General features: G+C 71.6%; 26 protein-coding genes. 12 read left to right on the forward strand and 14 right to left on the reverse strand.

The genetic code is table 11. The annotated features are described in order from the left end of the window. Positions 1-343 precede the first annotated feature (343 nt). The 3 genes from AB0L65_RS39705 (at position 344) to AB0L65_RS39715 (ending at position 3,168) form a co-directional block, all read left to right on the forward strand. On the forward strand, positions 344-2,014 hold the full coding sequence (locus AB0L65_RS39705) for an ABC transporter ATP-binding protein (protein ID WP_364256656.1): 1,671 nt from the start codon (positions 344-346) through the stop codon (positions 2,012-2,014). Positions 2,015-2,238: 224 nt separating this feature from the next. Continuing rightward, positions 2,239-2,808, forward strand: a complete 570-nt coding sequence (locus AB0L65_RS39710) for a TetR/AcrR family transcriptional regulator (protein ID WP_364256658.1) — start codon at positions 2,239-2,241, stop codon at positions 2,806-2,808. Positions 2,809-2,997: 189 nt separating this feature from the next. After that, positions 2,998-3,168 carry a hypothetical protein gene (locus AB0L65_RS39715; RefSeq protein ID WP_350731913.1) on the forward strand — a complete coding sequence of 57 codons (171 nt, stop codon included), beginning with the start codon at positions 2,998-3,000 and terminating at the stop codon, positions 3,166-3,168. Between the two features lie 74 nt (positions 3,169-3,242). Here AB0L65_RS39715 and AB0L65_RS39720 read toward each other — a convergent pair whose 3' ends face one another. From AB0L65_RS39720 to AB0L65_RS39730, 3 genes are all read right to left on the reverse strand, one after another. Then, complete coding sequence (locus AB0L65_RS39720; RefSeq protein WP_364256661.1) at positions 3,243-4,661, reverse strand: RNB domain-containing ribonuclease; 1,419 nt, start codon at positions 4,659-4,661, stop codon at positions 3,243-3,245. 27 nt (positions 4,662-4,688) lie between these two features. Continuing rightward, the gene (locus AB0L65_RS39725; protein WP_364256664.1) at positions 4,689-5,012 is read right to left on the reverse strand and encodes an STAS domain-containing protein; all 324 of its coding nucleotides are present in this window, start codon (positions 5,010-5,012) and stop codon (positions 4,689-4,691) included. A gap of 214 nt (positions 5,013-5,226) precedes the next feature. After that, a complete protein-coding gene (locus AB0L65_RS39730; RefSeq protein ID WP_364256667.1) occupies positions 5,227-5,811 on the reverse strand; it encodes a TetR family transcriptional regulator in 585 nt (194 codons plus the stop codon). A 140-nt stretch (positions 5,812-5,951) separates the two neighbouring features. Here AB0L65_RS39730 and AB0L65_RS39735 point away from each other — a divergent pair, with 140 nt between their 5' ends. From AB0L65_RS39735 to AB0L65_RS39750, 4 genes are all read left to right on the forward strand, one after another. Continuing rightward, a complete protein-coding gene (locus tag AB0L65_RS39735; RefSeq protein WP_364256669.1) occupies positions 5,952-6,659 on the forward strand; it encodes a hypothetical protein in 708 nt (235 codons plus the stop codon). A 20-nt stretch (positions 6,660-6,679) separates the two neighbouring features. Beyond that, entirely contained in the window at positions 6,680-7,780 is a 1,101-nt protein-coding gene (locus AB0L65_RS39740) for a right-handed parallel beta-helix repeat-containing protein (protein WP_364256866.1), read from the forward strand. Positions 7,781-7,899: 119 nt separating this feature from the next. After that, complete coding sequence (locus AB0L65_RS39745) at positions 7,900-9,972, forward strand: alpha-galactosidase (protein WP_364256672.1); 2,073 nt, start codon at positions 7,900-7,902, stop codon at positions 9,970-9,972. A gap of 99 nt (positions 9,973-10,071) precedes the next feature. After that, positions 10,072-10,890, forward strand: a complete 819-nt coding sequence (locus AB0L65_RS39750) for an ACT domain-containing protein (protein ID WP_364256675.1) — start codon at positions 10,072-10,074, stop codon at positions 10,888-10,890. Positions 10,891-10,966: 76 nt separating this feature from the next. Here the strand turns inward: AB0L65_RS39750 and AB0L65_RS39755 are convergent, their stop codons facing one another. From AB0L65_RS39755 to AB0L65_RS39800, 10 genes are all read right to left on the reverse strand, one after another. Then, a complete protein-coding gene (locus AB0L65_RS39755; protein WP_364256678.1) occupies positions 10,967-12,292 on the reverse strand; it encodes an aminopeptidase P family protein in 1,326 nt (441 codons plus the stop codon). Beyond that, positions 12,285-13,571: an alpha/beta fold hydrolase gene (locus tag AB0L65_RS39760; protein ID WP_364256681.1), complete on the reverse strand. Its 1,287-nt coding sequence runs from the start codon at positions 13,569-13,571 to the stop codon at positions 12,285-12,287. The genes AB0L65_RS39755 and AB0L65_RS39760 overlap by 8 nt, the downstream gene beginning before the upstream one ends. Then, positions 13,568-14,380 carry an ATP-binding cassette domain-containing protein gene (locus tag AB0L65_RS39765; RefSeq protein WP_350731928.1) on the reverse strand — a complete coding sequence of 271 codons (813 nt, stop codon included), beginning with the start codon at positions 14,378-14,380 and terminating at the stop codon, positions 13,568-13,570. Before AB0L65_RS39765 ends, AB0L65_RS39760 begins: the two co-directional genes overlap by 4 nt. Then, a complete protein-coding gene (locus tag AB0L65_RS39770; RefSeq protein ID WP_364256684.1) occupies positions 14,377-15,189 on the reverse strand; it encodes an ABC transporter ATP-binding protein in 813 nt (270 codons plus the stop codon). Before AB0L65_RS39770 ends, AB0L65_RS39765 begins: the two co-directional genes overlap by 4 nt. Further along, positions 15,186-16,184, reverse strand: coding sequence for an ABC transporter permease (locus AB0L65_RS39775; protein ID WP_364256687.1), 999 nt, complete (start codon positions 16,182-16,184; stop codon positions 15,186-15,188). The genes AB0L65_RS39770 and AB0L65_RS39775 overlap by 4 nt, the downstream gene beginning before the upstream one ends. Further along, a complete protein-coding gene (locus AB0L65_RS39780) occupies positions 16,181-17,095 on the reverse strand; it encodes an ABC transporter permease (RefSeq protein WP_364256690.1) in 915 nt (304 codons plus the stop codon). The genes AB0L65_RS39775 and AB0L65_RS39780 overlap by 4 nt, the downstream gene beginning before the upstream one ends. Further along, positions 17,096-18,799 carry an ABC transporter substrate-binding protein gene (locus tag AB0L65_RS39785; RefSeq protein ID WP_364256693.1) on the reverse strand — a complete coding sequence of 568 codons (1,704 nt, stop codon included), beginning with the start codon at positions 18,797-18,799 and terminating at the stop codon, positions 17,096-17,098. Then, positions 18,796-20,709: a beta-L-arabinofuranosidase domain-containing protein gene (locus AB0L65_RS39790; protein WP_364256696.1), complete on the reverse strand. Its 1,914-nt coding sequence runs from the start codon at positions 20,707-20,709 to the stop codon at positions 18,796-18,798. The genes AB0L65_RS39785 and AB0L65_RS39790 overlap by 4 nt, the downstream gene beginning before the upstream one ends. A 137-nt stretch (positions 20,710-20,846) precedes the next feature. Beyond that, positions 20,847-21,224: a DUF3592 domain-containing protein gene (locus AB0L65_RS39795; protein WP_364256699.1), complete on the reverse strand. Its 378-nt coding sequence runs from the start codon at positions 21,222-21,224 to the stop codon at positions 20,847-20,849. Between the two features lie 111 nt (positions 21,225-21,335). Continuing rightward, the gene (locus tag AB0L65_RS39800) at positions 21,336-21,491 is read right to left on the reverse strand and encodes a hypothetical protein (protein WP_364256702.1); all 156 of its coding nucleotides are present in this window, start codon (positions 21,489-21,491) and stop codon (positions 21,336-21,338) included. Positions 21,492-21,494: 3 nt separating this feature from the next. Here AB0L65_RS39800 and AB0L65_RS39805 point away from each other — a divergent pair, with 3 nt between their 5' ends. The 4 genes from AB0L65_RS39805 to AB0L65_RS39820 all read left to right on the forward strand — a co-directional run bounded on the left by AB0L65_RS39805 (position 21,495) and on the right by AB0L65_RS39820 (position 24,531). Beyond that, on the forward strand, positions 21,495-22,169 hold the full coding sequence (locus AB0L65_RS39805; RefSeq protein WP_364256705.1) for a hypothetical protein: 675 nt from the start codon (positions 21,495-21,497) through the stop codon (positions 22,167-22,169). Positions 22,170-22,265: 96 nt separating this feature from the next. After that, complete coding sequence (locus tag AB0L65_RS39810) at positions 22,266-22,793, forward strand: hypothetical protein (protein WP_364256708.1); 528 nt, start codon at positions 22,266-22,268, stop codon at positions 22,791-22,793. A gap of 31 nt (positions 22,794-22,824) precedes the next feature. Next, positions 22,825-23,814, forward strand: coding sequence for an aldo/keto reductase (locus AB0L65_RS39815; RefSeq protein WP_364256710.1), 990 nt, complete (start codon positions 22,825-22,827; stop codon positions 23,812-23,814). Positions 23,815-23,883: 69 nt separating this feature from the next. Then, complete coding sequence (locus AB0L65_RS39820; RefSeq protein WP_350731945.1) at positions 23,884-24,531, forward strand: DedA family protein; 648 nt, start codon at positions 23,884-23,886, stop codon at positions 24,529-24,531. Here the strand turns inward: AB0L65_RS39820 and AB0L65_RS39825 are convergent. Further along, positions 24,475-25,215 (reverse strand): GntR family transcriptional regulator, encoded by a 741-nt coding sequence (locus tag AB0L65_RS39825; RefSeq protein ID WP_192785521.1) that lies wholly within the window; start codon positions 25,213-25,215, stop codon positions 24,475-24,477. The two genes, AB0L65_RS39820 and AB0L65_RS39825, sit on opposite strands and share 57 nt — an antisense overlap. Positions 25,216-25,318: 103 nt before the next feature. Here AB0L65_RS39825 and AB0L65_RS39830 point away from each other — a divergent pair, with 103 nt between their 5' ends. Continuing rightward, positions 25,319-26,092: an inositol monophosphatase family protein gene (locus AB0L65_RS39830; RefSeq protein WP_350731948.1), complete on the forward strand. Its 774-nt coding sequence runs from the start codon at positions 25,319-25,321 to the stop codon at positions 26,090-26,092. The last annotated feature ends 1 nt before the right edge of the window (position 26,093 follow it).

Consider the following 26,093-nt stretch of genomic DNA (forward strand, 5'->3'; position numbering starts at 1 on the left):
ACTGGTCAAGTTCCTTTTAAAAAGGCGATATCTCGTGCTTTGTCGCTTTTCGGGTGCTAACGTGCGATTTGTGCAAGTCAGCAAACGGGGGAGGAATCATGGCTGGCTCTCAGCTCACCAGGATCGACTTCCAGCAGGGTTGCTGCCGTCGCCGTAGGCGCTGGCGTTGTGGTTGGCGCGGTTGGCGCTGCCGCTCCCGGCGCTGGTGGTGGGGGTGGTAAATCGCTCCCGTGAGAGCCGGTGGCCTGGCCGCCGGCTCTCATTGACTGTCTCCGGCCGCGAACTCGCCCCGGCGATTTCCATTCGCCGCACTTTTCGCGAGTTCTGGCCGGACACCCGCGGGTTGCGCCGCCTATTCGCGGCCGGCGTCGTGTTCGCCGTCGTGGCCGCGCTCTGCGAGGTCGCCGCGATCCGCCTGTTCGGCCACATCACCGACGAGGTGCTGACCACCCGGCGGCTGAACGAGTTCTGGGTCCCGGCGTTCGCCTGGCTCGGGCTCGCCGCGATCGCCGGGGTGACCTCCTTCGCGGCGACGTACGCCACCGCGCTGGGCGCCGAACGGTTCCTGCTGGCCCTGCGCGACCGCGTCTACGCGCACCTGCAGACGCTCGCGCCGGACTTCTCGGAGCACCGGCGCCTCGGCGACCTGATGGCACGGCTGACCGACGACATCGAGGCCATCGAGGAGCTCGTGGGGTCCGGGCTGGTCAAGGCGCTCACCACGGCGGCCAGCGTGGTGTTCTTCGCCGGGGCGGCCTTCTTCATCCGCTGGGACCTCGCCCTCGTCACGATGGCGCTGATCCCGCTGTTCCTGGTGGTGTCCAAGGTGTTCGCGGGCAGGTTCAGAACGGCCGCGGCCCGGGAGCGCTACAGCAACGGCGCCATGAACAGCGTCCTGGAGGAGGGGCTGGCCAACCAGCCGCTCGTGCAGGCGTACAACCGGCAGGAGGCCGAGTCGGGCCGCCTGCACCGGGAGGGCGGCATGTGGCTGCGCGCCAACATGTCGCAGGCCTGGCTGTCCGGCCTGTACGGGCCCACCGTCCAGGTCATCGAGACCGTCTGCCTGATCGTCGTCCTGGGGTTCGGCGCGTGGGAGATCGCCGCGGGCCGGCTGACCCTGGGCGGCCTGCTGGCCTTCGCCGCTTACCTGGCACTGCTGTACCCGGCGGTCCAGGCGCTGGGGGAGCTGGCGCTGACGGTGTCGGAGGCGGCGGCGGGGTCCGACCGGGTCATCGAGATCCTCAGGGTCAGGCCCGCCGTCACCGACGCGCAGGACGCCGTGCCCGCCGGGCGGAGCCGGGGCCTGGTCGAGTTCGACCGGGTCGCCTTCACGTACCCGAGGCGCGGGCGGCAGGTGCTGCGGGACGTGACGTTCACCGCCTCGCCCGGCAAGGTCGTCGTCCTCACCGGGCCCAGCGGGGTGGGCAAGTCCACGCTGGCCAAGCTGATGCTGCGCTTCTACGACCCGGAAGCGGGCCGCATCCTGCTGGACGGGGCCGACATCCGGCGCCTGACGCGGCAGTCGCTGCGCGAGAACATCACGATCGTGCACCAGGAGACGCTGCTGTTCTCGGCGTCCGTACGCGACAACATCGCCTACGGCCGCCCCGACGCCTCGCTGGAGGAGATCGTGCGGGCGGCGGAGGCGGCGGGGGTGCACGAGTTCGCCGAACTCCTGCCGCAGGGCTACGACACGCCGGTGGGGCAGCGGGGGCGGCTCCTGTCCGGCGGTCAGCGGCAGCGGATCGCCATCGCCAGGGCCGTGCTGCGGGACGCGCCGGTGCTGGTGCTCGACGAGCCCATGACGGGGCTGGACGAGGCCACGGCCGCGCAGGTCATGAAGCCGCTCCTGCGGCTCATGGCCGGGCGCACGACGCTCCTCATCACGCACGACCTGCGGTTCGTGCCGGAGGGGGCGCGCATCGTGGAGCTGTCGCCCGTGCACCGGGAGGAGCGCATCCGCCTCAAGCGCTTCGCCCGCGCCCACCCGCGCCCGCTGACCACCCCTCCCTGACCGACCGCCGCACCACACCCCCGAGCCCGACACCCGCCTTCTTTCCGGGGGCGGGTGTTCCGGTGTCCGGGGTCGGCGGCTGCCCGTCCTTTGGAGCGGGGTACGCACGGCGGCGTCCGGGGGTGCGCCGGGGCGGGGGAAGGATGATCGGGATGGGTGCGGGGGCGAGGGGCCGTCGATAGAATCGGAGAGATCCCTCCGGTTGTTGAAGGCAGGTTTCGTTCATGGGCGACGACCACAGCTCGGCCCGGCCGTTGCGGGCCGACGCCCGGCGGAACCGGGAGCGGGTGCTGCAGATCGCGCAGGAGGCCCTGGCCAGTGACGGCCTGACGATCTCCTTCGACGAGATCGCGCGGCGGGCCGGGTTCGGGGTGGGCACCGTCTACCGGCACTTCCCGACCAAGGAGGCGCTCTTCGAGGCGGTGCTGCTGGGGCGGATCGAGCGGTTCGTGGCCGACGCCCGCGCGCTGGCCACGGCGGAGGATCCCGAGAAGGCGCTCTTCGCCTGGTTCGCCAAGGTGGTCGAGCAGGCGTCGGGGAACCAGGCGCTGTGCGACATGCTCGACAGCGGGGCCGGGATGAGGGTCTCGTTGCAGGACGATCTCGGCAGGGCCGTCGCCCGATTACTGGTCCGGGCGCAGCGGGCCGGGGCGGCGCGCGGGGATCTGGCGGGGGAGGACGTGCTGGATCTGCTGCGCGGGTGCCTGGTGGCCGAGCGCCGGGCGCGGGCCAGAGGGGCCTCGGTACGGATGGTGGACGTGATCTGCGACGGGATGCGGGTGAAAGGGGCCTGAGCCTCATGGCGGGAGACTGACCGGCCGGTCAAAGCGGTGTCGTCATTCGTTCACGGAACGTCACCTTCGGGGCAGTTTTTCGGCGGATGTTGCTGGAAATCCCCATGTCAGAGACATCCTCGGACGCACTCGCCGAGGCCCCCCTCGGCCGCGTGGCGTCCGCCGGCCCCGTTCGGAGGTAGCCACCACATGTTCGCCCTTGTCGCCGCACTGCTGTTCGTGCTCGCCCTCGTCTTCGAGATCGCCGGCCTCGCGGTCGGCAGCGTAGTCACGGTCGCCACGCTCGGCACCGCCGGGCTGCTCTGCGTCGCGCTCCACCTCATGGGTGTGGGCGCGGGGTGGAGTCTGCTGAAGAAGTGAAGCCCAAGAAGTGAAGCCCGGTGCGGGGCCGCGCGCGGAACATGCCGTGCGCGGCCCCGCGGGTCGCCCGAGGTTCACGTCGCCAGGGTGAAGCGGACCTCGCGGGTGGCCGGGTCCGCCTGCGTGAGGCGTACCGTGACCTGCTCGCCGAGGGGGAGCGGCCCGTCGCAGCGGGCGATCACGGCCGGGTCGGCGAGCTGCACCTGCCCGCCCCCGCGGCGCTCGTCCACGTCGATCACGACCGCGTCGAACGCCTGCCCGATCCGCTCCCGCAGCAGGAACGCCTCCACCAGGTCCACGCACGCCCGCTCCACCGCCCCGGCGCGCCGGCCGGTCGAGCCCATGACGGCGGGCAGGGCCGCCAGGCCCGCCCGGACGTCGAACGGCACCGGCACGCCCGCCGCGACCGCCAGGCACACCTCGGTCGCGTACCGGTCGACCAGGCGCCGCAGGGGCGCCGTGACGTGCGCGTACGGCGCCGCCACCGCAGCGTGCTCGGCCAGCGCGGGCGGCGCGCCGTCGAAGGCCACGTAGCCCGCGCCGCGCAGCAGCACCTTCGACTCGTGCAGGAACGCCGCCTGCTGCGGGTTCTTGGGGTCCAGGTCGTGCACCACGGCGCCGTAGGCGGCCCCGTCGGGCCAGGGGACGTCCAGCGCCCGGGCGACCCTGCGGACCTTCGCCAGGTCGTCGGCGTGCGGCCGGGGCAGCACGCGCAGGATGCCGATCTCGGCGTCGAGCATCATCGAGGCCGCGGCCATGCCGGTCAGCAGGGAGATCTGCGCGTTCCACGCCTCGGCGGGCAGCGGCAGCCGGAACTCCAGCCGGTAGGCGCCGTCGCCGTCGGAGACCACCTCCTGCTCGGGGGTGGGCAGGGTGACGCCGCCGCGCTCGCGTTCGAGGGCCAGCCGCAGGCGGCCGATCTCGGCCAGCAGCCCCAGGACGCCGTCGGCGGTGCCGGTGTCGACGGCCGCCTGCACGTAGGCGTAGTCGAGGCGTTCGCGGCTGCGGACGAGCGCGCGCTGCACGTCGGCGCCGACCATGCGGCCGTCGGCGTCGAGGTCGATGCGCCAGACCGCGGCCGGCCGCAGCGCGCCGGGCAGCAGGCTGGCCGCGTCCTCCGACAGGACCTTGGGGTGCAGCGGCACCTTGCCCGCGGGAAGGTAGACGGTCTCGCCCCTGGTGCGGGCCTCGCCGTCGATGAGGCCGCCCGGCCGGACGAACGCGCCGACGTCGGCGATCGCGTACCAGACGCGGTAGCCGGCGCGCAGCCGCTCCAGGTGCACGGCCTGGTCGAGGTCCATCGAGCCGGGCGGGTCGATGGTGACGAACGGTACGTCGGACAGGTCTTCGGCGTCGAGCCGCGGCACCCGCGCCACCCACGCGGCCTCGTCGAGCACGGCGCGGGGGAAGTCGTCCGGCAGGTCGAGCTCCCGCCTGACGCGTTCGAACCCGTCCTCCAGCTTCAGGGGTATCTGATCGGGAACCTGAATCACGCCTGACAACCTACAGGTGGCGGGTGTTCAGGTGAGGCGCGCCTCCAGGCCGGTGAGGCGCAGCAGCCGCCGGATGGCGGGCGGGACGCCCGTGAGGCGCAGCGGGGTCTGCTGGGCCTGGGCGTGGTTGCGGGCGCAGACGAGGATGCCGAGCCCGGCGGCGTCGATGAAGGTCAGCCGGCTCACCTCGATGACCAGCGCGACCTGCTTGTGCGGGGCGCGTCCGGCCTCCTGCAGCAGGTCGAGCAGGTGGGCGCGGAGTTGTTCGGTGGTGGCGATGTCGAGCTCGCCGGACACGCTGACGGTCAGGCTCCCGTTGCGGCGGGTGGTGGTCAGCTGTAGTGGCTCCATGAATCGGCTCCGCGCTCTGTCAGGGCCGGGAACCTCCTGCCGGTTGCGCGGGCCAGCCCTTGCGTTGGGCACTTGTTGCCATGAAGGCGTCACTGAGAGCGACAGTGTTGGCTCTGAGTGTACATGTCTGTTCAGGGCTGAACAGACATGCGGGGGACAGGACTAATCCCCCAGGACAACAATTCCGGTTACCAGATGTAAAAACATCACACCATCAGCGGACTTCCAGCCCGAGAAGGATGAGATCGCACAAAGCGGTGAAGTCATCCTCGATGCCCGGCCGGCTCCATTCGGCGGCGTGCGCCGGGTTGTGGAAGCGTACCGCCGCGTCGAAGACGGCGCGGGCCGTGGCGGCGGGGTCGGGGGCGGCGAACTCGCCCCGCTCGAGCCCGGCGTCCAGGATCTGCCGGATCTGGCCGACCAGGTCGGCGACGTGCCCCTCGACGACCTGGCTGGACTCGGTCACCAGCGCCACGTACGTGGCGAACAGCTCGGGGTCGTCGAGCGCCCGCTTGCGCTTGGAGCGGAACAACGCGCCCAGCCATTCGCGCAGCCGCACGCCAGCCGGGGCGTCAGAGGCCAGCACGGTGGCCAGCTCGGCGTGCGACTGGTCGAGCCAGCGCTGGGTCACAGCCTCGCGCAGGGCCGTCTTGCTGGGGAAGTGCCGGTAGACGCTGCCGTGGCTGACGCCGAGCGCCCGGGCGACGTCGACGACCGTGGCCTTGGCCGGACCGTAGCGGCGCAGGACGTCCTGGGCCGCGGCGAGGATCTGGTCCGGTGTCAGGATGCCATCTGTCACCTTTCCAATTCTGTCAGCCGCCCGGGTATACACGACCCACGGGTGCGGCCAGCCACATTTGCAGAAATTTGTGCATTCATCCGGTCGGAGCACACTACGCTGCTACCGCTGGCAGGTACGAGGGGAAAGCAAACAACATCGTGTGGATCGCAGTCGTGGCGCTGGCCGCCATTGTCGTGGGGGCGATGGTCTGGTGGTTCCGCCGTGACCCGGCCGGCAGTGCCGCCGGTGCCGCCTCCACCACGGTCGAGGCGGACATGGACCTCGGGATCCCGGCGGAGGTCGAGCCCGCGTTCATGGAGGGTCTGCGGGCCTACCCGCTGCGGGTGAGTGGCCGGCGGGGGGTGCTCACGACGTACGAGCCGCCCCGGCTGATCTCGCTGCACCTGCTCGCCGACGCCTTCGCGGCCAGGGGGGACGCCGCGCTGCACGATCCGCAGGGCACGGTCGTGGCCCTGATCGCGCACCTCGGGGCGGTGGAGCGGCCGGGCGTGCTGCACCTGCGCGAGGACTGGCTGGACGGCGAGGTGGACGGCATGGACCGGGCCGCCTTCGCCGAGGCGGTGCGCGAGGCCGTGTCCGGCGAGTGCCCCTGGTCGGCCGAGCCCGCCATTGGAGCGTTGCAGGTCACCGTGCGTGAGACCAACACGATGATGCTCGACCTGGCCAGGGTGCTCGAGCTGTACCGGGAGGCCCGGGAGAAGCAGCCCGAGGCCGCGGCCGGGGAGCTGCTGCGCGAGGTCGCGCCGCGCCTGATCGCCGCCGGTGGGCCGGGGCTCACCTGGACGAAGCCGCCCACGCAGGCGGACCTGCGCGTCGTGCTCGGCAGCACGCCCGAGCCCGCCTGACGTCCTGCTCCACGGCGGATATCCGCAGGTCAGTACGGCTCCGCACAGCGTGGAATCCCGGCTGTGCTGAAAGTTTCACCGTCAGGATCGTCAACGCCAACGGCGGCAAGTGCCTCAACACCAAGGACAACGCGACCTCCTCCGGCGCCCTGGTGCAGCAGAACTCCTGCGACTCCGTGGCCACCAAGCAGTGGCGGCTCGTCCCCGCCGGCGGCAACCCGACCAACCCGCCCACCGATCCACCGCCGACCACGCCTCCGGGCAACGCGAACGGGCTGGTCGGCTGGGCCACGCAGGGCGGCGGCACGACGGGCGGCGGCAACGCCTCGCCGGTCACCGTCACCAGCGCCTCGGCCCTGACCAGCGCGCTGTCGGCGAGCGGCGCCTCGGTGATCCGGGTGTCGGGCACGATCTCCTGCTCGGGCATGCTGAAGGTGGCCTCGAACAAGACGGTGCTCGGCAACTCGGGCGCGACGATCGCGGGCTGCGGGTTCAACATCTCCCAGGCCTCGAACGTGATCGTCCGCAACCTCACCTTCCGCGACTGGGGCGACGACGCGATCAACGTCCAGTACTCGACCCGGGTCTGGCTCGACCACAACTCGTTGAGCCACGGCTACGACGGCGCCATCGACATCAAGCGGGCCAGCGACTACGTCACCGTCTCGTGGAACAAGTTCTCCAACCACGACAAGACCATGCTGCTCGGCCACAGCGACGACAACGGCGGCGAGGACCGCGGTCACCTGCGCGTGACGTACCACCACAACTGGTTCGACGGCACCAACCAGCGCCACCCGCGCGTGCGGTTCGGCAACCCGGTGCACGTCTACAACAACTACTACGGCAGCGTCGGCAGCTACGGCGTGGCCTCCACCGAGGGCGCGGGCGTGCTCGTCGAGGGCAACTACTTCGAGAACACCCAGGACCCGTTCCACCTGGGCGAGGGTGACTCCGGCCCCGGCACGCTGGTCGCGCGCAACAACCACTTCGTCAACTCCGGCAGCGGCCAGAGCGGCGGCAGCGTCGGCTCGATCCCCTACTCCTACTCGCTCGACACCGCCTCCACCGTCAAGTCCGTCGTCACCTCGGGCGCCGGCGCCGGGCGGATCTCCGTCTGACGCTCACCCCCCTCGCGGCCCCTCCGGCTCCCGCCCCGGAGGGGCCGCCCCATGATCGAGGCAAGTGTGCTGTTCATGTAGGTTCGCGTCGTAACGCCGAGCTGAACGAGGAGCCTGACTTGTCACCCCTCATCCTCTCCGCCGCGGGGGCCGCCCTGGTGCTGGACGCCTCGGGCCCCGGCCTGCCGCGCGTGCGCCACTTCGGCGCCGACCTCGGGTCCGCGACCGGCGCCGACCTGACGCCCGCGCTGGCCTCCCTCACCGCCGCGCCGCCGCTGCTGCCCGCCCAGGGAGACAGCTGGTACGGCAGGCCGGGATTGTCGGGCGGCCGGGACGGCGAACACTGGCCGGTGCGCTGGACGCTGGACCGGCTCGACGTGGACGCGACGCCCGGTCAGGGCGGCACGGTCACCGTCGCGGCCTCCGACGCCCGCGCGGGCCTGGAACTGGTCAGCGAGCTGGCCATGGACGCCGGCGGCCTGGTGACGATGCGGCACACGCTGACGAACACCGCCGCCGCCCCATACCGGCTGGAAGGGCTGGTCTGCGCGCTGCCGGTGCCGGCGCGCGCCGGTGAGCTGCTGGACTTCACCGGGCGGTGGGCGCTGGAGAAGGTGCCGCAGCGCACGGCGTTCGGGTACGGCGTGTGGTCGCGGGAGAACCGGCGCGGCCGGACCGGGCACGACGGCACGGGGCTGCTGGTGGCCGGGACCGCGGGGTTCGGGTTCCGGGGCGGCGAGGTGTGGGGGGTGCACGCGGGCTGGAGCGGCAACCACCTCCACTACGCCGAGCGGCTGGCCGAGGGCCCGGCGCTGGTGGCGGCGGGCGAGCTGCTGGAGCCCGGCGAGATCGTGCTGGCCGAGGGGGAGAGCTACCGCACGCCGCTGGTGTACTTCACCTGGTCGGGCGGCGGGCTGGACGCGGCGAGCACGCGGCTGCACGACCACCTGCGCGCCGCCCGCCCGCTGGGGGTCCGCCCGGTCACGCTGAACAACTGGGAGGCCACCTACTTCGATCACGGCCTCGACCGGCTGCTGGAGCTGGCCGACAAGGCCGCGGCGGCGGGGATCGAGCGGTTCGTGCTCGACGACGGCTGGTTCCGCCACCGCCGCCATGACCGGGCCGGGCTCGGCGACTGGTACGTCGACGAGGGTGTCTGGCCGGACGGCCTGAACCCCCTCGCCGAGCACGTGCGCAAGCTCGGCATGCAGTTCGGGCTGTGGTTCGAGCCGGAGATGGTCAACCCGGACTCCGACCTGCTGCGCGCGCACCCCGACTGGATCCTCGGGCAGGCCGGGCGCGTGCCGCCGCCGCAGCGCAACCAGCAGGTGCTCGACCTGGCCAGGCCCGAGGCGTACGACTACCTGCTGGAGCGGCTGGACAGCCTGGTGAGCGAGTACGCGCTCGACTACATCAAGTGGGACCACAACCGCGACATCGCCGAGCCGGTGCACGACGGGGTGCCCGGGGTGCACGCGCAGACGCTGGCGGCCTACCGGCTGCTGGACGAGCTGCGGGCCCGCCATCCCGGGCTGGAGATCGAGTCGTGCTCGTCGGGCGGCGCCCGCGTCGACTACGGCGTCCTGGCGCGCACCGACCGGGTGTGGACGTCCGACTGCAACGACGCGCTCGACCGGCAGGCGATCCAGCGCTGGACCGGGCTGCTCGTGCCGCCGGAGCGGATGGGCAGCCACGTCGGCGCGCCGCAGGACCACAGCACGGGCCGGTCGCTGCCGCTGGCCTTCCGGGCCGCGACCGCGCTGTTCGGGCACATGGGCGTGGAGTGGGACCTGACCTCGGCGAGCCAGGTGGAGCTGGAGGAGCTGGCCGAGTGGATCGCCCTGCACAAGCGGCTGCGGCCGACGCTGCACGCCGGGCGGGTGGTGCGGGCCGACCATCCGGACCCGTCGGCGCTGCTGCACGGGGCGGTGCTGCCGGAGCGCGGAGTGTTCGCGTTCGTCCAGCTCACCTCCAGGGTCGCGATCGGGCCCGCGCCGCTGCGGCTGCCCGGGCTCGACCCGGCGGCGACGTACGAGGTGCGGGTCGCGGGCCCCAAGCCCCGCGCGGCCGGGCTGCCGGAGTGGACCTCGGGCCCGGTGCGGCTGAGCGGCGCGGTCCTGGGCGAGCTGGGGCTGCCCGCTCCCGTGCTGCGGGCCGAGTCGGCGCTGGTCTTCGAGGTCGAGCGGGTGTAAGGGGCCCGTCATGAACGGGCCATGCGGTTAGGGCGGTTTAATGCCGCCGCAACCGCGCCGTTCGTGATCGGGAAACACGCCCCGCAGACACTGGGGTGCATGAGCGATGCACCGAAGGTGATGAACGGTAATCGGCGCTCCTGGCGGCGAGAGATCGTCGAGCTGGCCGCGCTGTTCCTCGCGGTCGGCCTGGCGCACCTGCTCGCGACCCTGCTCGGCCACCGCGAACCGGGTCCGGTCGTGATGGTCGGGCTGGGGGCGGCGTTGATCGTGGGGGCGGCGGTCCACAAGCGGATGGGCCACCGCCCCGTACGCAAGGTCCCCGCGCTGCCCGTGGGGGAGGGCGCGGGGGCGGCCATGGTGCTGTGGCGCATCCGCATGCGGGTGGTGGAGCGGCCGGGGCGGCTCGCCTCGGTCGCGGGGGCGTTCGGGCGGCTGGGCTGCAACATCCTGGCGCTGCACATCGCGCCGACCGGCAGCAGCGCGATCACGCCCGCGGGGTGTGACGCGCTGGACGAGTTCGTCATCGAGGCGCCGCCGGGGCTGGCGCTGGAGGCGCTTTCCGGGGCGTTGACGGAGGCGGGCGGGCATGACGTCGTGATCGTGGCCGCGCAGGTCAAGGACCTCACCGATCCCGGTGTCCAGGCTCTGGTGCTGGCTCAGCGGGTGAGCGCGGACCCGGACCGGCTGCCCGAGGCGATGGGGGAGCTGCTGCGGGTGCCGGAGGTGGAGTGGCGGCGGCCGGGGGACACGGTGGACGAGGGGGCCGAGCTCAACACCACGATGGTGATCTCGGTCAATCCGGACCGGGCGCTGCTGATCCGGCGTCCCGAGCTGCCGTTCACGCCGACGGAGGCGGCCCGTGCGGCGGCCCTCACCGCCACCGCCCGCCAGGCCCGCTACAGCGGCTCACCCTGACCCGGTGGCCCGCCCCGGGGGTGGGGGCGGGTTCTTCCGGCGCCGTGTGGGGTGGTGCCGGAAGAACCCGCGGGGGTCAGACGGTGGACTCCTTGGCCCAGCGTTCCAGGCCGGAGGCGTCGATGGGCAGGGCGTCCGACAGGATCTCCGCGCCGGACGGCGTCACCAGCAGGTCGTCCTCGATCCGCACCCCCACCCCGCGCAGCTCCGGCGGGACCGTGAGGTCGTGGGCGTGGAAGTACAGGCCGGGCTCGACGGTGAGCACCATCCCCGGCGCCATGGCGGCCCCGTGGTAGGCCTCCGGGCGGGACTGGGCGCAGTCGTGCACGTCCAGGCCCAGGTGGTGGCCGATGCCGCAGATCAGGTAGCGGCGGTGGTGCTGGCCGGTGTCCGACAGGGCCTCGTCCACCGAGACCGGCAGCAGCCCCCAGTCGTCCAGCCCGCGCGCGATGACCTCCATCGCCGCGTGGTGGAAGTCGGTGAAGCGCCGGCCGGGGCCGACCGCGGCCAGGCCCGCCCGGTGCGCCTTCTCCACCAGGTCGTGCACCTGCCGCTGGGCGGGGGAGAAGGCGCCGGAGGCGGGGAAGGTGCGGGTGACGTCGGCGGTGTAGTGGCTGCGGACCTCCACGCCCATGTCGAGCAGCAGCAGCTGGTCCGGCAGGACGGGTCCGTCGCAGCGCACCCAGTGCAGGGTGGGGGCGTGCGGGCCGCTGCCGACGATGGTGGCGTAGCCGGGGCCGTTGCCGTACGCCCTGGCGTAGCGGTCGAACGTGCCCTGCAGCCACCGCTCGCCCGCCCCCTCGATCGCCGCCGGGACCTCGGCCAGCACGGCCGCGAAGCCCTCGACCGTGCGGTCCACGGACTCGCGCAGCTGGCCGATCTCCCACTCGTCCTTGATCATGCGCAGTTCGGCCAGCACCCGGGGGAGCTCCTCCACCGGTTCGGAGGTCTCCGTGAACTCCGACAGCGGCTTCACCGCGACCCCGAGCGCCGCCGACCACTCGGCGAGGGACGGGGACGGGCCCACCCACAGCTCCCCGTACGCCGCGTCGGCGAAGAAGCCGGTGTCGCCGGGGCGGGCGGGCGGCGGCAGGTAGAGGGTGGCGGCGCCGTCAGCGATCACGGCGACGGCGTTCTCCATGGCGCAGCCGGTGAGCCAGTAGAAGTCGCTGTCCACGCGGAAGTCGTAGGCGGTGTCGTTGCTGCGTACCGGAGCCCGGCCCGCCTTCACCACCACGGTCCTGCCGGGCAGCGCGGCGGCCAGGCGCTCGCGGTGCGCGGCGGCCGCCTCGGCCGCCCCGGGCACGAGGTCGGGGGTACGGGCGGGGGCGTCCCAGCCCTGGGCGATGAACTCGCGGAACGCGGGGACCTCTGTCAGCTTGGGGGGTCTGCCGTCACTCACTGGTGATTCCTCCTCCTATGTCGCGCACCAGTCCGGTCAGGCGGGCGAAGACGCGCTCCTCGCCGATGCCGTCGTGCTCGTACTCGTTGGTGACCCAGGCCTGCGTGTTGCCCACCCTGGAGGCGGTGTCCAGCTGCAGTCCCGAGTCGACGTACATGTCGTCGAAGTACACGGCCGCCGCCACCGGCACGTCGTTGGCCGCCAGGCGGTCCAGGTCGTACAGCGCCGGCCACTCGGCCCGCTCGGCGAGCAGGTCGACGGCGGCGCGGAAGGGGCGCAGCGCGCGGATCTCCGCGAACATCCACGGATAGATCATCTCGCCGGTGAACAGCAGCGGCCGGGCGTCCTCGGCGAAGGCGGGGTGGTTGGCGCGCTCGCGCTGCGCCGCCCAGGCGGTCGCGCCGGGACCGGAGCCGTAGATGCTCTCCTGCAGCGCGGCGAACAGCGGGTTGTCGGCGTAGGAGGAGCGGGTCAGCACCTGGTGCAGGAACGTCTCCGGCAGTTCCCCTCCTTCCAGCAGGGCTTCGTCGAGCAGCCAGTGCATGCGCTCGTACCCCGGCTTCATGCCGAAGTCGATCCCCAGCGACTGCAGCCGCCGCACGGTGAGCGTGTCGCCGTCGGGCAGCAGCACGTCGCCGTAGGCCAGCCGGTCGGCCAGCCGGGCCACCGTCTCGGCGTGGTGCGGGTAGCGGCGGTAGAACTCGGCGTTCTTGGCCGCGACCCGGGGATAGGTGCGCCGGTAGACCTCCGACGCGTCGGGGTCCACGGAGGGCAGCCCGCCCGCCACGTAGCAGGCGCTCAGCCCTTCGGGCGCCTGCGACAGGTACGTCAGCGTCAGGAAGCCGCCGTAGCTCTGCCCGAGCGTCGACCAGCGCCGCCCGCCGAAGACGGTCTTGCGCAGGTGCTCGGCGTCGGCCACGATCGAGTCCGCGCGGAAGCGGGCCAGGTAGTCGGCGCCCTCCTGCGGGTCGAGCGCGCTCATCACCCGCCCGTCGATCCGCGAGCTGCGGCCCGTGCCCCGCTGGTCGAGCAGGATCACCCGGTACTTCTCCAGCGCCTGGCCGAGCCAGCCCGACGTGCCGACGGGACGCGGCCCCTTGCCGCCGGGCCCGCCCTGCAGGTAGAGCAGGCACGGCAGGTCGTGGCCGTCCCGGGTGGGGTCCACGAGCTCCCTGGCGAAGACCCTGATCGTGGCCTCCGGGTCCGACCAGTCGAGGGGCACCTCCACGACGTGGTCGCGTACCCGCATCCCCGGGATCGTGTAGGTCGCGGTGATCACAGCTTCTCCCTCCTGCGGCGGTCCCACTCCGGGTTGATGCGCGGGATGGCCGCCAGCAGCGTACGCGTGTAATCATGCCGGGGCTCGCCGAAGACCTGCTCGGCGTCCCCCAGTTCGACGATCTGCCCCTTGCTCATCACCGCGACCCGCTGCGCGATCTGCCGGACGACGGCCAGGTCGTGGGCGATGAACACGTAGCTGAAGCCGCTCTCGCGCTGCAGCCGCCGCAGCAGCTCGATCACCTGTGCCTGCACCGACACGTCCAGCGCCGAGACGGCCTCGTCGCAGATCACGAGCTTGGGGTTGACGGCCAGCGCGCGGGCGATGCCAATGCGCTGCGCCTGCCCGCCGGAGAACTGCGCGGGGTAGCGCAGCGAGTGGTCGGGGTTCAGGCCGACCCGCTCCATCAGCTCCTTGGCGTGCGCCCGCCGCCCGCCGTCGGGCGCGATGCCCTGGTAGTCCAGCGGCGCCATCAGGATCCGCTCCACCGTGTGGCGGGGGTTGAGCGAGGAGAACGGGTCCTGGAAGACGACCTGGACGTTGGCGCGGAAGCGGGCCAGCGCGGCCCCCTTGGCGTGGGTGACGTCCTCGCCGTCGAACTCCAGCGTGCCCTCGCTCGGGTCCATCAGCTTGGCGATCATCCGGGCGGTCGTCGACTTGCCGCTGCCGGACTCGCCGACCACGGCCAGCGTCTCGCCGAGCCGTACCTCGAAGCTGACCTGGTCGACCGCCGTGAACTCGGCCTTGGCGCCCAGTGGGCCGCGCGAGACGAACCGCTTGGTCAGGTCCTTGGCCCGCAGCAGCGTCATGCCTTCACCTCGCCGTCTACTGGATCGTCGATGCGCGGGATGCTCTCCAGCAGCATCCGGGTGTACTCGTGGCGCGGCTCGGCGAAGACCTGCTCGGCCGTGCCGTACTCGACCTGCTCGCCCTGCCGCATCACCAGCACGCGGGTGGCGATCGAGCTGATCACGGCCAGGTCGTGCGTGATGAACACCATGCCCATGCCGCGCTCCTGCCGCAGGCCGGCCAGCAGCTTCAGGATCTGCGCCTGCACGGTCACGTCCAGGGCCGTGGTCGGCTCGTCGGCGATCAGCAAAGCCGGCGAGCACACCAGGGCCATCGCGATCATGATGCGCTGCCGCTGCCCGCCGGAGAACTGGTGCGGGTAGTAGCCCACCCGCCGCTCCGGTTCCGGCAGGCCCACCTGCCGCAGCGCCTCGACCGCGACCTTCCGCGCCTGCGCGCGCGAGCCGCCGCGGTGGGCGCGGTACATCTCCTCGATCTGCAGGCCGACCGTGTAGTACGGGTTCAGGGACGACAGCGGATCCTGGAAGATCATCGACATCTGGTCGCCGCGCAGCCGCCGCAGCTCCCGGTCCGGGCGGCCGAGCAGCTCCGTGCCGTCCAGCCGGATGCTCCCGCTGGTCCTGGCGCCCTTGGGCAGCAGTCCCATGACCGCCAGGCTGGTCATGGACTTGCCGGACCCGGACTCGCCGACGATCCCGACGGTCTCGTCCCGTCCGATGGTGAAGGACACGCCCTTGACCACGTCCACCGGGCCGCGCGTGGTGGGGAAGGTGACGGTGAGGTCCTCCACGACAAGCAGGTCGCTCATTTCGCCGTGATCCTCACTCTCGGGTCCAGCATCGTGTAGACGAGGTCCACCACCAGGTTGCCGACCACCACGAAGAACGCCGCCAGCAGCGTCACCGCCATGATCACCGGCTGGTCGTTCTTGTCGATGGAGTCGGCCGCCATCTTGCCGACCCCGTTCAGCCCGAACACCTTCTCGGTGATCAGCGCGCCGCCCAGCAGCGCGGCGAAGTCCATGCCGAAGATCGTGGCGATGGGCGTCAGCGCCGGGCGCAGGGCGTGCCTGCGCAGAGTCAGGGCCGGGCTCAGTCCTTTGGACCGGGCCGTGCGCATGAAGTTCTCGGCGAGGGTGTCGATCACGTTCGCCCGGGTGAGCCGCGCGTACAGGCAGGCGTAGACGGTGGCCAGCACGACCCACGGCATCAGGTACGACTGGAACCACACCACCGGATCGTCGGCGAACGCCACCGCCTGCGGGAAGGGCAGCACCTGCAACTGCACCACCAGCACGTACTGCAGCGCCAGCGCCAGCACGTAGTTGGGGACGCTGGAGCCGCCCAGCGCCAGGCCCATGGCCGTGCGGTCCCACCAGGTGCCCTCCTTGACCGCGCTGACCAGGCCGGCGACGATCCCGATGAGCAGCCACAGCACCGCGGCCCCGATCGCGACCGTGGCGCTGACCGGCAGCCGCTCGACCACCATGTCCCACACGGACTGGCCGGTCTGGAAGCTGTAGCCCAGGCACGGAGCGGCGCAGTGCACCAGATTCGCGCCCTCGCCGTAGTCACGCCCGGCGAAGATCCCGACGAGGAAGGCGAAGAACTGCGTCAGCAACGGCTCGTCCAGGCCCAGCACGGCGTGGATCTGGTCGATACGCTCGGACGTGCACGTCTTCCCGCAGATCATCACCGCAGGGTCGGGCTGGAGCGTGAAGAAGATGATGAACGTGAACAGGCACACCAGGAAGAGGACCAGCAGCACCCCGCCGAGCCGCCCGGCGATGTAGCGCGCCATCATGAGGCCTCCCCGGCGTCGAGCGTGGCCCGCAGTCGGTCGCCGAGCACCGTCAGCGACAGCACGGTGAGGAACAGGAGAATGCCGGGGATCACGAAGTACATCGGATCGACGGCGTACCACCCGACCGAACTCGCGATCATCTGGCCCCACGACGGCGTCGGCGGTGTCACGCCGACGCCGAGGAACGACAGCCCCGCCTCGGTGCCGACGTAGCCGGGCACGGACAGGGTGGTCATCACGATCAGCGAGCTGCGCAGGTTCGGCAGGATCTCCTTGAACACCAGCGCGCTCGTGGAGGCGCCCGACGCGCGGGCGGCCTCCACGAACTCCCTGTTCACCAGCGTCATCGTCTGCCCGCGCACCACCCGCGCCAGGTACGGCCAGCCGAAGAAGCTGATCACCAGGACCAGCAGCACCGGCCGGTTCCCCTGCGGCAGCGACGACAGGATCGCGATCATGAAGATGAGCGCGGGGAAGGCCATGAGGAAGTCCATGACCCGGCAGATCACCTGGTCCACCCAGCCCTGGTAGAACCCGGCCAGCATGCCCAGCACCACGCCCAGCAGGGTCGTCAGCGCCGTGGCGGAGGCCGCGATCAGCAGCGAGACGCGCGCGCCGTAGGCGATGCGGGCCAGGATGTCGCGGCCGTTCTGCGGCTCGACGCCGAGCAGGTGGTCGGCGCTGATGCCGCCGAGGGACCCGCGCGGCACCCCGCCCAGGTCGGTGTTGACGGCGGCGGTGTCGAAGTCGTTCGGGCCGTGGCCGGTGATCGCGCTGATCAGCGGCGCGCCGATCGCCATCAGGACGATGAGCGCGAGGAACGCGGTGCTCAGCACCGCGCCCTTGTCATGCAGCAGCGCGCTCGTGACCCGTGCCCTCGACGTGCTCGGGGAGTAAGCGACGACGGCCATCTACTTCGTCGGCTTCGCCAGGCCGACGGAGATCAGGTCGATGCCGCCGGAGAAGGAGTTGGACTGGTAGGCGCCCGCGATGTTCGAGCCGACGAGGAGGATGAGCTTCTCGTAGGCCAGCGGGACGATCGGCGCCTCCTTCATGATCTGCTTGTCCAGCTCGCCGTAGGCCGCGTTGGCCGCCTGCACGTCCGTCATCGCGGCGATCTCGTCGATCCGCTGGTTGATGCCCTTGTCGTTGATCTGCGCGAGGTTGGCGTTGCCCTTGTCGGTGATGTTGCGGCCGTCGAACAGCGGGGGCAGGAACGTCGCGCCGGAGGCCCAGTCAGGGCACCAGCCGGTGACGGCGGCGTCGTGCTGCTGCGCCGGGGTGCCGATGACCTCGTAGTACGTCGAGGTGTCGATGTTGTTGATCTTGACGTCGATCTTCACCTGCTTGAGCGCGTCCTGGATCGCCACCGCCACCGCGGCCATCTTCGGGTCCGGCCGGGTGTCGAGCGTCAGCGTGAACCCGTTTGCCTGGCCGGCCTCGGCCAGCAGCTTCTTGGCCTCCTCGGGGTTGTACGGGTACGCGTCGTAGTCGACCCGGCCCGCGACCGTGGGCGGCTGGATCGAGGTGCCCTTGGCGGCCAGGGCACCGCCGCCCATGCCCGCGACCACGGTGTCCTTGTTGATCGCCAGGTTGATCGCCTGGCGCACGCGCACGTCGTTCAGGGGCTTCTTGGTGGTGTTCAGGCCCATGTACGTGGTGCAGCCGTTGAGCCCGGCCAGCGTGCGCTGCTTGATCTGCGGCGCCTGCACCCGCGCCACGGTCGCCGCCTGGATCGACGGGCCGATGGCGTCGGTGTCGGTGCCCTGCCCGGCCAGCATGCGCTCGTCGATGGTGGCCGCGTCGAGGCCGAACGTCCACTCGAACGCGTCGGGCTTGGCCGCCCGGACGGTGTCGGTCTCACGCTTCCACTGCGGGTTGCGCTCCAGCTTCAGCGACACGCCGCGCTGGTAGCTCGCCACCTTGTACGGCCCGCTCGCGATCGGCTTGGTGTCGAAGGCCGCGCCCGCCCCCGTGCCCTTGGGGAAGGGGGTGAAGTTGGCCAGCGCCAGCGCGCTCGGGAAGTCGGCGTAGGGCTTCTTCAGGTGGAAGACGACCGTCTTGTCGTCGGGCGTCTCGATGGTCTTCAGGTCGCCGTCCAGGTACGGGCCCTTGTAGTCCTTGGGCGCGTCCAGCAGCAGCTTCCCGTACGGAGAGCCGATCCCGGCCTCCGGGTCGAACGTGCGCGAGAAGCCGAACTTCACGGACTCGCTGTTGATCGGCGAGCCGTCCTCGAAGAACAGGTTGTCCTTGAGCTTGAACGTCCACGTCTTGCCGCCGTCCGACGGCGTGCCGGTGTCGGTGGCCAGGTCGGGCACGATCTTCGTGCCCTCGGCCCCCGGACCCGCGCCGAACATCGTCAGCCCCCGGTAGATGAGCCGGTAGAAGTTGTTCACTCCACCGTCGAAGCCCCGCGTCGGGTCCAGATGGGAGAAATCCGCCTTGTTCAGGATGCGCACGGTGCCGCCCGTCGCGGCCGGCGCGCCGGGCCCGCCCGAGGCGCCCGTGCCCGTGCCCGCGCCGGGGGCCGCCGCGCCGCCGCCCCCGCCACAGGCGCTGAGCGCCAGCACGGTGGTCATGGTGACGCTCGCGAGCGCCGCCGATCTCCTCATCATGATGCCTTCTTTCCGTTGGTCCAGGGGGTCCTGACCCAGACCCGCATGGCTTGGGGGCCGCGGTTGCCCCACAGGAAGTAGGGGACGAAGGTCGCCGCGGCCCTCGTCTCCGGGAGCGCCTCGTGCAGAGGGAGCTCGGGGTAGAGCTCGGCGGTGGGCGGGGGAGCCGCGTCCGCCTCCACGCGCAGCACGACGGCCGCGTCGCGGCGCTCGGTGTGCGCGTTAACAACGTCGTGGGCGCCGACGAGCAGGTCGTCGACGGGGGCCTGCGGGCTGTCGTGCTGCTCGACGCAGTAGACGAGCGGCCCCCGGGCCAGGCTGACCGCGCCCCGGGTGGCGTCCAGGTAGGGGTGCGAGCCGTGCGCCCGGACCGGCATGGGCAGGGTGAGGCGCACCTCGTCGCCCGGCGACCACGTGCGGTGCAGGGTGACCCAGCCGCCGGACTCCGGCGCGTCGCAGGGCTCGCCGTTGACGGTGACGGTCACGTTCCTGGCCCAGCCGGGGACGCGCAGCACCAGCCCGTACGGCCCGTCCGTTGCCCGCTCGACGGTGATGCGCACGTCGCCGTCCCACGGGTAGGCCGTCTCCATCGCCAGCTCCAGCCCGGCCGTCCGGATCGTGGCCTGCGTGTAGGCGGCGATCAGCACGGCGCCGTCCCGCTCGGCCGCCACGTAGTCGGCGAGCTGGGCCATCCACCGCACGATGTTGGGCGGGCAGCACGGGCAGGTGAACCAGGCGCGGCGCAGCGCCTCGCCGCCCGCCTCCGCGCCGCTGCGCTGCGCGTGGTCGGGGCGGCGCTGCAGCGGGTTGTCGTAGAAGAAGGCCGTGCCGTCGGCCGACAGGCCCACGGCGTAGGCGTTGTAGAGCACGCGCTCGAACACGTCGAGGTACTTCGCGTCGCCGCCGGCCAGGAACATCCGCCACGCCCACTGCATGACGCCGATGGCCGCGCAGGTCTCGCTGTAGGCGCGCTCGGACGGCAGCTCGTACCGGTCGCCGATCGCCTCGTCGGAGTGGCGGCTGCCCAGGCCGCCGGTGACGTACAGCTTGGTCGCCACCATGTCGTCCCAGAGCCGCTCCAGCGCCTCGAACAGCGACCGGTCGCCGGTCTCCAGGAAGACGTCGGCCGCGCCCGCCGCCAGGTAGGCCATGCGCACCGCGTGGCCGGTCACCGACGGCAGCTCGCGGAAGGGCACGTGGTCCTGGAAGTACTCGCCGGGGAAGATGCGGTGCTCCATCTGCCCGGTGCCGCGGCGGTCGACGAACGCCGCCGCAAGCGTCAGGTAGCGGCGCTCGCCCGTCTCCCTGTACAGCTCGACCAGCGCCATCTCCACCTCGGGGTGGCCGCAGACGCCCGTCTCGTTGAATCGCTCCACCGCCAGGTCGGCGAAGCGCGTGGCCACGCGCAGCAGCCGGTCGTCGCCCATCCGCCGGTTCGCGGCGACGGCCGCCTGGATGAGGTGGCCCAGGTTGTACAGCTCGTGCCCCCAGGCCAGGTCCTCCCATGGCTTCTTGTCCGAGGAGGGGTCCTGGAAGAAGGAGTTGAGGTAGCCGTCGCCGGCCTGGACCCGCTCCAGCAGGCCGACCACCTCGTCGAAGAACTCCCCGGCCGAGGTGTCTCCGTCGCCGAGCTCGTACGCCAGACCTTCGAGGGTCTTGTACAGGTCGGTGTCGAGGAACGGGTACCGGCCCCGGTAGGGGGCGGGGTCGTCCTCCAGGAGGCGGCTCAGGTTGGCGACGTTGCCCGCCGCGCGGAGCTGCTCGACGGTGTGGGGGATTGTGGCCCTGCGGTTGCGGCGCTGCCAGTCATGCAGCAGTCCGCCGGTGATACGTGCTCCGGACAGCGGCCGAACTGCTCCTGCGATGGTGCGTACGGCGCCGGCCAGGGGCCTGACCTGCTTGGACGTCATGAACCTTCCCAGTAATGTGTGGCATTGCACTGAACCTTAGGTGTCTGGGAGGTAAGTTGCCAAGGGTTAGGACCGGATGGAAAAAAGAACGTAACCCGTCCGGAAACTACCGGACGGGTCGGTCTGGCGCTGGGCGCCTATGCGCCGTACGGGGCGGGGCGCCAGGACGCCCAGTCGATGCGCACCCGGTCGCGCCGCTGCGGATCCACCTTGACCGGCACCACCGCGCCGGGCACGACCATGCCCATGGGCAGGCGCGGCAGCGACTGCCGGTGCGTGACCCGGTGCACCTGCCCGTCCTGCGTCCGCACGCCCAGGACGAAGCTGACGAGCGGCTGCCCGTTGATCGTCACGCCGGTGTCGGCCATCGACTCGATCACCGCCTGCGCGGCGATGCCGGCGGCCAGGAGCTGCCGGCCGGTCCAGGAGGCGATCAGGAACGGCAGCCCGACGCACGCCAGGACCAGCATCGTCGCCCCCGTGATCGCCATGGCCAGCCCCAGTCCCGTGCCCATCGCTCTCCCCGCCCTCTCCTCGCCCGCCGCAGGCGTTTCCCGAGTTGTACGCGGGACGGATTGCACGTCACTTGATCGCCGATTACACGGGGGCGATTGAGTAGCCCGTACTCAGGCGTTCATCGCGCCGCCGGGCTGTACTGGGTGCCCAGCGGAAAACCGGAGGCGACCATGCACGCGCACCACGACCAGGGCCATGAACAGGGCCATGAACAGGGCCATGACCAGGGCCATGACCGGGCCCAGCCCGAGACGTTCGACGTCCACGGAATGCTGCTCTTCGGCGACGACCCGCTCTATTTCTCGCACCTGCCGATGTTCCACGTCCCGGCGCACCGTTTCCAGGTGCTCATGGAGGTCGGGTTCCGCGACGACGTGCGCGAGGCGGTGCGCAAGGTCGACGACCTGCGCACGTTCGTGCCGGACCCGTTCGACATCCTGGAGCTCGACCCCGACGGCGGGCCGGTGCGGACCTCGGTGCGGGGCACCGTCTTCCGGGGGCACTTCGAGCGCGGCGGCACCCCGATCGCCGAGGACGTCACGGCGCGCATCAAGCGCGTCTTCTTCTTCCGGCGGCTCGACCCGGCGACGCGTCACGACGACCAGGCGCCGCTGAGCTACCTGTGCTTCGGCCGGGCGGGCGGGCTGCACCTCGCGCACGAGATCACCGCCCGCCCCGACTTCGACCAGGTCCTCGCCGTCCGCCTCGTCCGGGGGACCGTGCGCCACGAGCCCGGCGTCACCGGCGAGCCGCCCGCGGACTTCGAGCGTCCGGTGCCGGTGACGTTCGGCCGGGTGGACACGCCGCGGCGGCGGCTCGTGGTGGGCGACACGGTGGAGGGGGCCTTCGACCTGGGCGTCTCCCGTACCGGGGAGCACGGTTTCCACGCCCAGGTGGAGGTGGTCGACGAGATCTACATGGAGACGGGGGACCTCAGCATGTGACGAGCCCGTCGAAGCGCTGCGGCCACTCCCACGTGAACTTGCTGTACGTGGAGCGCGGCTCCTTTGGCCGGCCCGCCCGGCAGTAGATTGTGCCGGGTGAGACGCGTGTCCGTGGTGGGGAACTCCGGGTCGGGGAAGTCGACGCTGGCGGCCGCGCTGGCCGGGCGGCTGGGGGTGCCGTGGCTGGAGCTCGACTCCGTCTTCCACATGGCGGGGTGGACGCCGCGCCCGCGGGAGGAGTTCCGGGCCGAGGTCGACGCGTTCACGGCGGGCGACGGTTGGGTGGTCGACGGCAACTACTCCGCCGTACGCGACCTGGTGTGGTCGCGGGCCGACACCGTGGTCTGGATCGACCTGCCCAGGCCGGCGGTCATGCGCCAGCTCCTGGTCAGGACCTTCCGCCGGATGGCCACCGGCGCCGAGCTGTGGAACGGCAACAGGGAATCCTTCCGCTTCCTCCTCGACAAGGACGAGTCGATCATCCGGTTCGCCTGGAAGCGGCACGCCGTCTACCGGGAGCGCTACCGGCGGGCCGCCGAGGATCCCGCCAACGCGCATCTCACCTTCGTCCGCGTGGCCTCCCGGGCCGACGCCGAGCGGCTCGGACGGGCTGACAAAAATTGAAATCTGTCAGTCCAATAGGCATACTGGCCGTATGAGAACTCTGGGAACCGGCGGACCAGTCGTGTCCGACCTCGGGCTGGGCTGCATGGGAATGTCCGACTTCTACGGGCCGGCCGACACGTCCGAGTCCATCGCCACCATCCACGCCGCCCTCGACGCCGGCATCACGCTGCTCGACACCGGCGACTTCTACGGCATGGGCCACAACGAGCTCCTCATCCGCCAGGCGCTCGACGGCCGCTCGCGCGACGACGTGCGGATCAGCGTGAAGTTCGGGGCGCAGCGCGACTACGACGGCAACTGGCTCGGCTACGACGGCCGGCCCGCGGCCGTCAAGAGCTCGCTCGCCTACACCCTGCGCCGCCTCGGCACCGACCACGTGGACGTCTACCGGATCGCGCGGGTCGACCCGGCCGTGCCGATCGAGGAGACCGTCGGCGCCATCGCCGAGGAGGTCGCCAAGGGACGCGTGCGGCACATCGGGCTGTCCGAGGCCGGGGCCGAGACCATCCGGCGGGCCCACGCCGTCCACCCGATCGCCGACGTGCAGCTCGAATACTCGCTGCTGTCCAGGGGCATCGAGCGGGACATCCTGCCGGCCTGCCGCGAGCTGGGCGTCGGCGTGACCGCGTACGGGGTGCTGTCCAGGGGGCTGCTCAGCGGCCACTGGTCCAAGGACCGCGAGGTGGTCGCCGGTGACTTCCGCGCCGCCAGCCCGCGCTTCTCCGGCGACAACCTGGCGCACAACCTCACGCTGGTGGAGGCGCTGCGGAGTCTCGCCGAGGCCAAGGGGGCCACGGTCGCGCAGCTGGCCATCGCCTGGGTGCTGGCCCGGGGCCGGGAGATCGTCCCGCTCGTCGGGGCGCGGCGGCGCGAGCGGCTGGCCGAGGCCCTGGGCGCGCTGGACGTGAGCCTGACTGCCGAGGACCTGGCGGCGATCGAGGCGGCCGTCCCCGAGGGCGCCGCCGCCGGCTCGCGGTACGCCGAGGCGCAGATGTCCATGCTGGACAGCGAACGCTGACCGTCCGGTGCGGAAGGAAGGTCTCGATCGCGGGTCTTGTGGTGATGTGACGGCGCTAGGGTTGCGGCCGTGCATATCGACGAATGGTTGCAGGCGATCCCGGCCGGCTGGCTTTACGCCATGGTCGCGCTGGTGATCGGGTTCGAGAGCCTCGGCATCCCGCTGCCCGGCGAGATCGTCCTGGTCAGCGCCTCGATCCTGGCCTCCAAGGGCGTGGTGCACCCCTTCTGGGTCGGTGCGTGCGCCAGCGCCGGGGCCATCCTGGGGGATTCCGCGGGCTACGCGATCGGGCGCAGGGGCGGCGCGCCCCTGTTCGAGCGGCTCGGGCGGCGCTTCCCGAAGCACTTCGGGCCCCGGCACATCGCCAAGGCCGAAGGGTATTTCCAGCGGTTCGGGGTGTGGGCGGTCTTCGTCGGGCGCTTCATCGCGCTGCTGCGCATCCTGGCCGGGCCGCTGGCGGGGGCGCTGCGCATGCCGTACTGGAAGTTCGCCGTCGCCAACGTGCTCGGCGGGATCGTGTGGGCGGGCGGCACCACCACGGTGATCTTCTATCTCGGGCTCGTCGCCGAGAAGTGGCTGAAGGGCTTTTCGTGGGTGGGGCTCGTGGTGGCCGTGGTGTTCGGGATCTGCACCACGCTCTACCTGAAGCGGCGGGCCGCCTCAGCGCTCGATGAGAGTGACCTCGAGGGAGTAGTGCGAGGCCCGGTAGACGTGTGAGCCGTGCTCGACGGCCCGGCCCTGGTCGTCGTACGTGGTGCGGATCATGGTCAGCAGCGGCGCGCCGCGGCGCTCGTCCAGGAGCCTGGCCTCGGCCTGGGTGGCGGCCCGCGCGCCGATCCGCTGGTTGGCGACCCGCATCCGCACGCCTGCGGCGCGCAGCAGCTCGTACAGGCCGCGGCTCTCCAGGTCGGCGGCGGTGAGCTGGGCCAGGCCGAGCGGCAGCCAGTTGTGCAGCACCGCCAGGGGCTCCCCGGCCGCGAACCTCAGGCGCTCGAGATAGAGGATCTCCGCGCCCGCCTCCACGCCCAGGATCTGGGCGACCTCCTCCTCGACCGGGCGCGGCTCCAGCGCCAGCACCTGCGTGGCCGGCTCCTGGCCCGCCCTGCGCAGGTCGTCGTAGAGGCTCGTCAGCTCCACCGAGCGCTTGACCTGCCCGTGGACGACCTGGGTGCCGACGCCGCGCTTGCGCACCAGCAGGCCCTTGTCCACGAGATACTGGATGGCCTGGCGGATCGTGGGCCGCGACAGGCCCAGCTTGTCGGCCAGCAGGATCTCGTTGTCCAGCCGGGAGCCGGGCGCCAGGTCCCCTCGCCGGATGGCCTCGGCGATCTGCTCGGCCACCTGGAAGTAGAGCGGCACGGGACTGGATCGGTCCAGGTCGATGGCGAGATTCGCGGTCATGCTGATCAGCTTAACGCAGGTCAGAATGTCCTGACAAACAACCGGGCCGGGCGAAGTGGGCATAGAGGGTCATGATGCCCTTTCCCCTGCTTCAGGAGTGAAGATGGACGTGACGTACCTGCTGGACATCGCCACCGAGGCGGCCAGAGCCGTCGGGCCCCGGCTGCGCAAGGCCTTCAGATCCCGGCCCGAGGTGTCCACCAAACGGGACTTCCACGACCCGGTGACCGAGCACGACCGCGCCGCCGAGGAGACGATCCGCGCGGTCATCGCCGCTCGGGTGCCCGAGAGCGTGATCGTCGGCGAGGAGGGCGGCACGACCGGCTCCGGCGACCTCGTCTGGTACATCGACCCCATCGACGGCACCGCCAACTTCGCCGCCGGGCTGCCGTTCTTCTGCGTGTCGATCGCGGTGGCCGCGCGCGGCGAGCTGGTCGCCGGCGTGGTGTACGACCCCGTACGCGAGGACGAGTTCGGCGCCTCCACCGAGGGGGCCTGGTGCAACGGCACGCCGTTGAGGAGCGCCGGAGCCACGAGGGACCGGGAGGCGATGCTGCTGTCGAGCTATCCGACGCCCGCGGACCTGGAGGCGGACGGCGAGGAGGCGCTGCGCCGCTACGGCCGGTTCCTGGAGTCCTTCTCGGCCGTGCGCAAGCCGGGCAGCGCCGCGCTCAAGCTCGCGCACGTCGCCGCCGGCTGGTCGGACGCCGCCTACGGCACCCGCGCCCACCCCTGGGACGTGGCCGCGGGGGCGCTGCTGGTGCGCCAGGCGGGCGGCGTCTACCTCGGCGACCCGCTGGCACAGGGGTCCTACCTGGCGCATGTAGGCGGCTTCGACCTGGACGGCTCGGTGCTGGCCGAGCTGGCGCCCCGGTGAC

Source organism: Nonomuraea sp. NPDC052116 (genome assembly GCF_040680035.1).
Lineage (GTDB): Bacteria > Actinomycetota > Actinomycetes > Streptosporangiales > Streptosporangiaceae > Nonomuraea > Nonomuraea angiospora_A.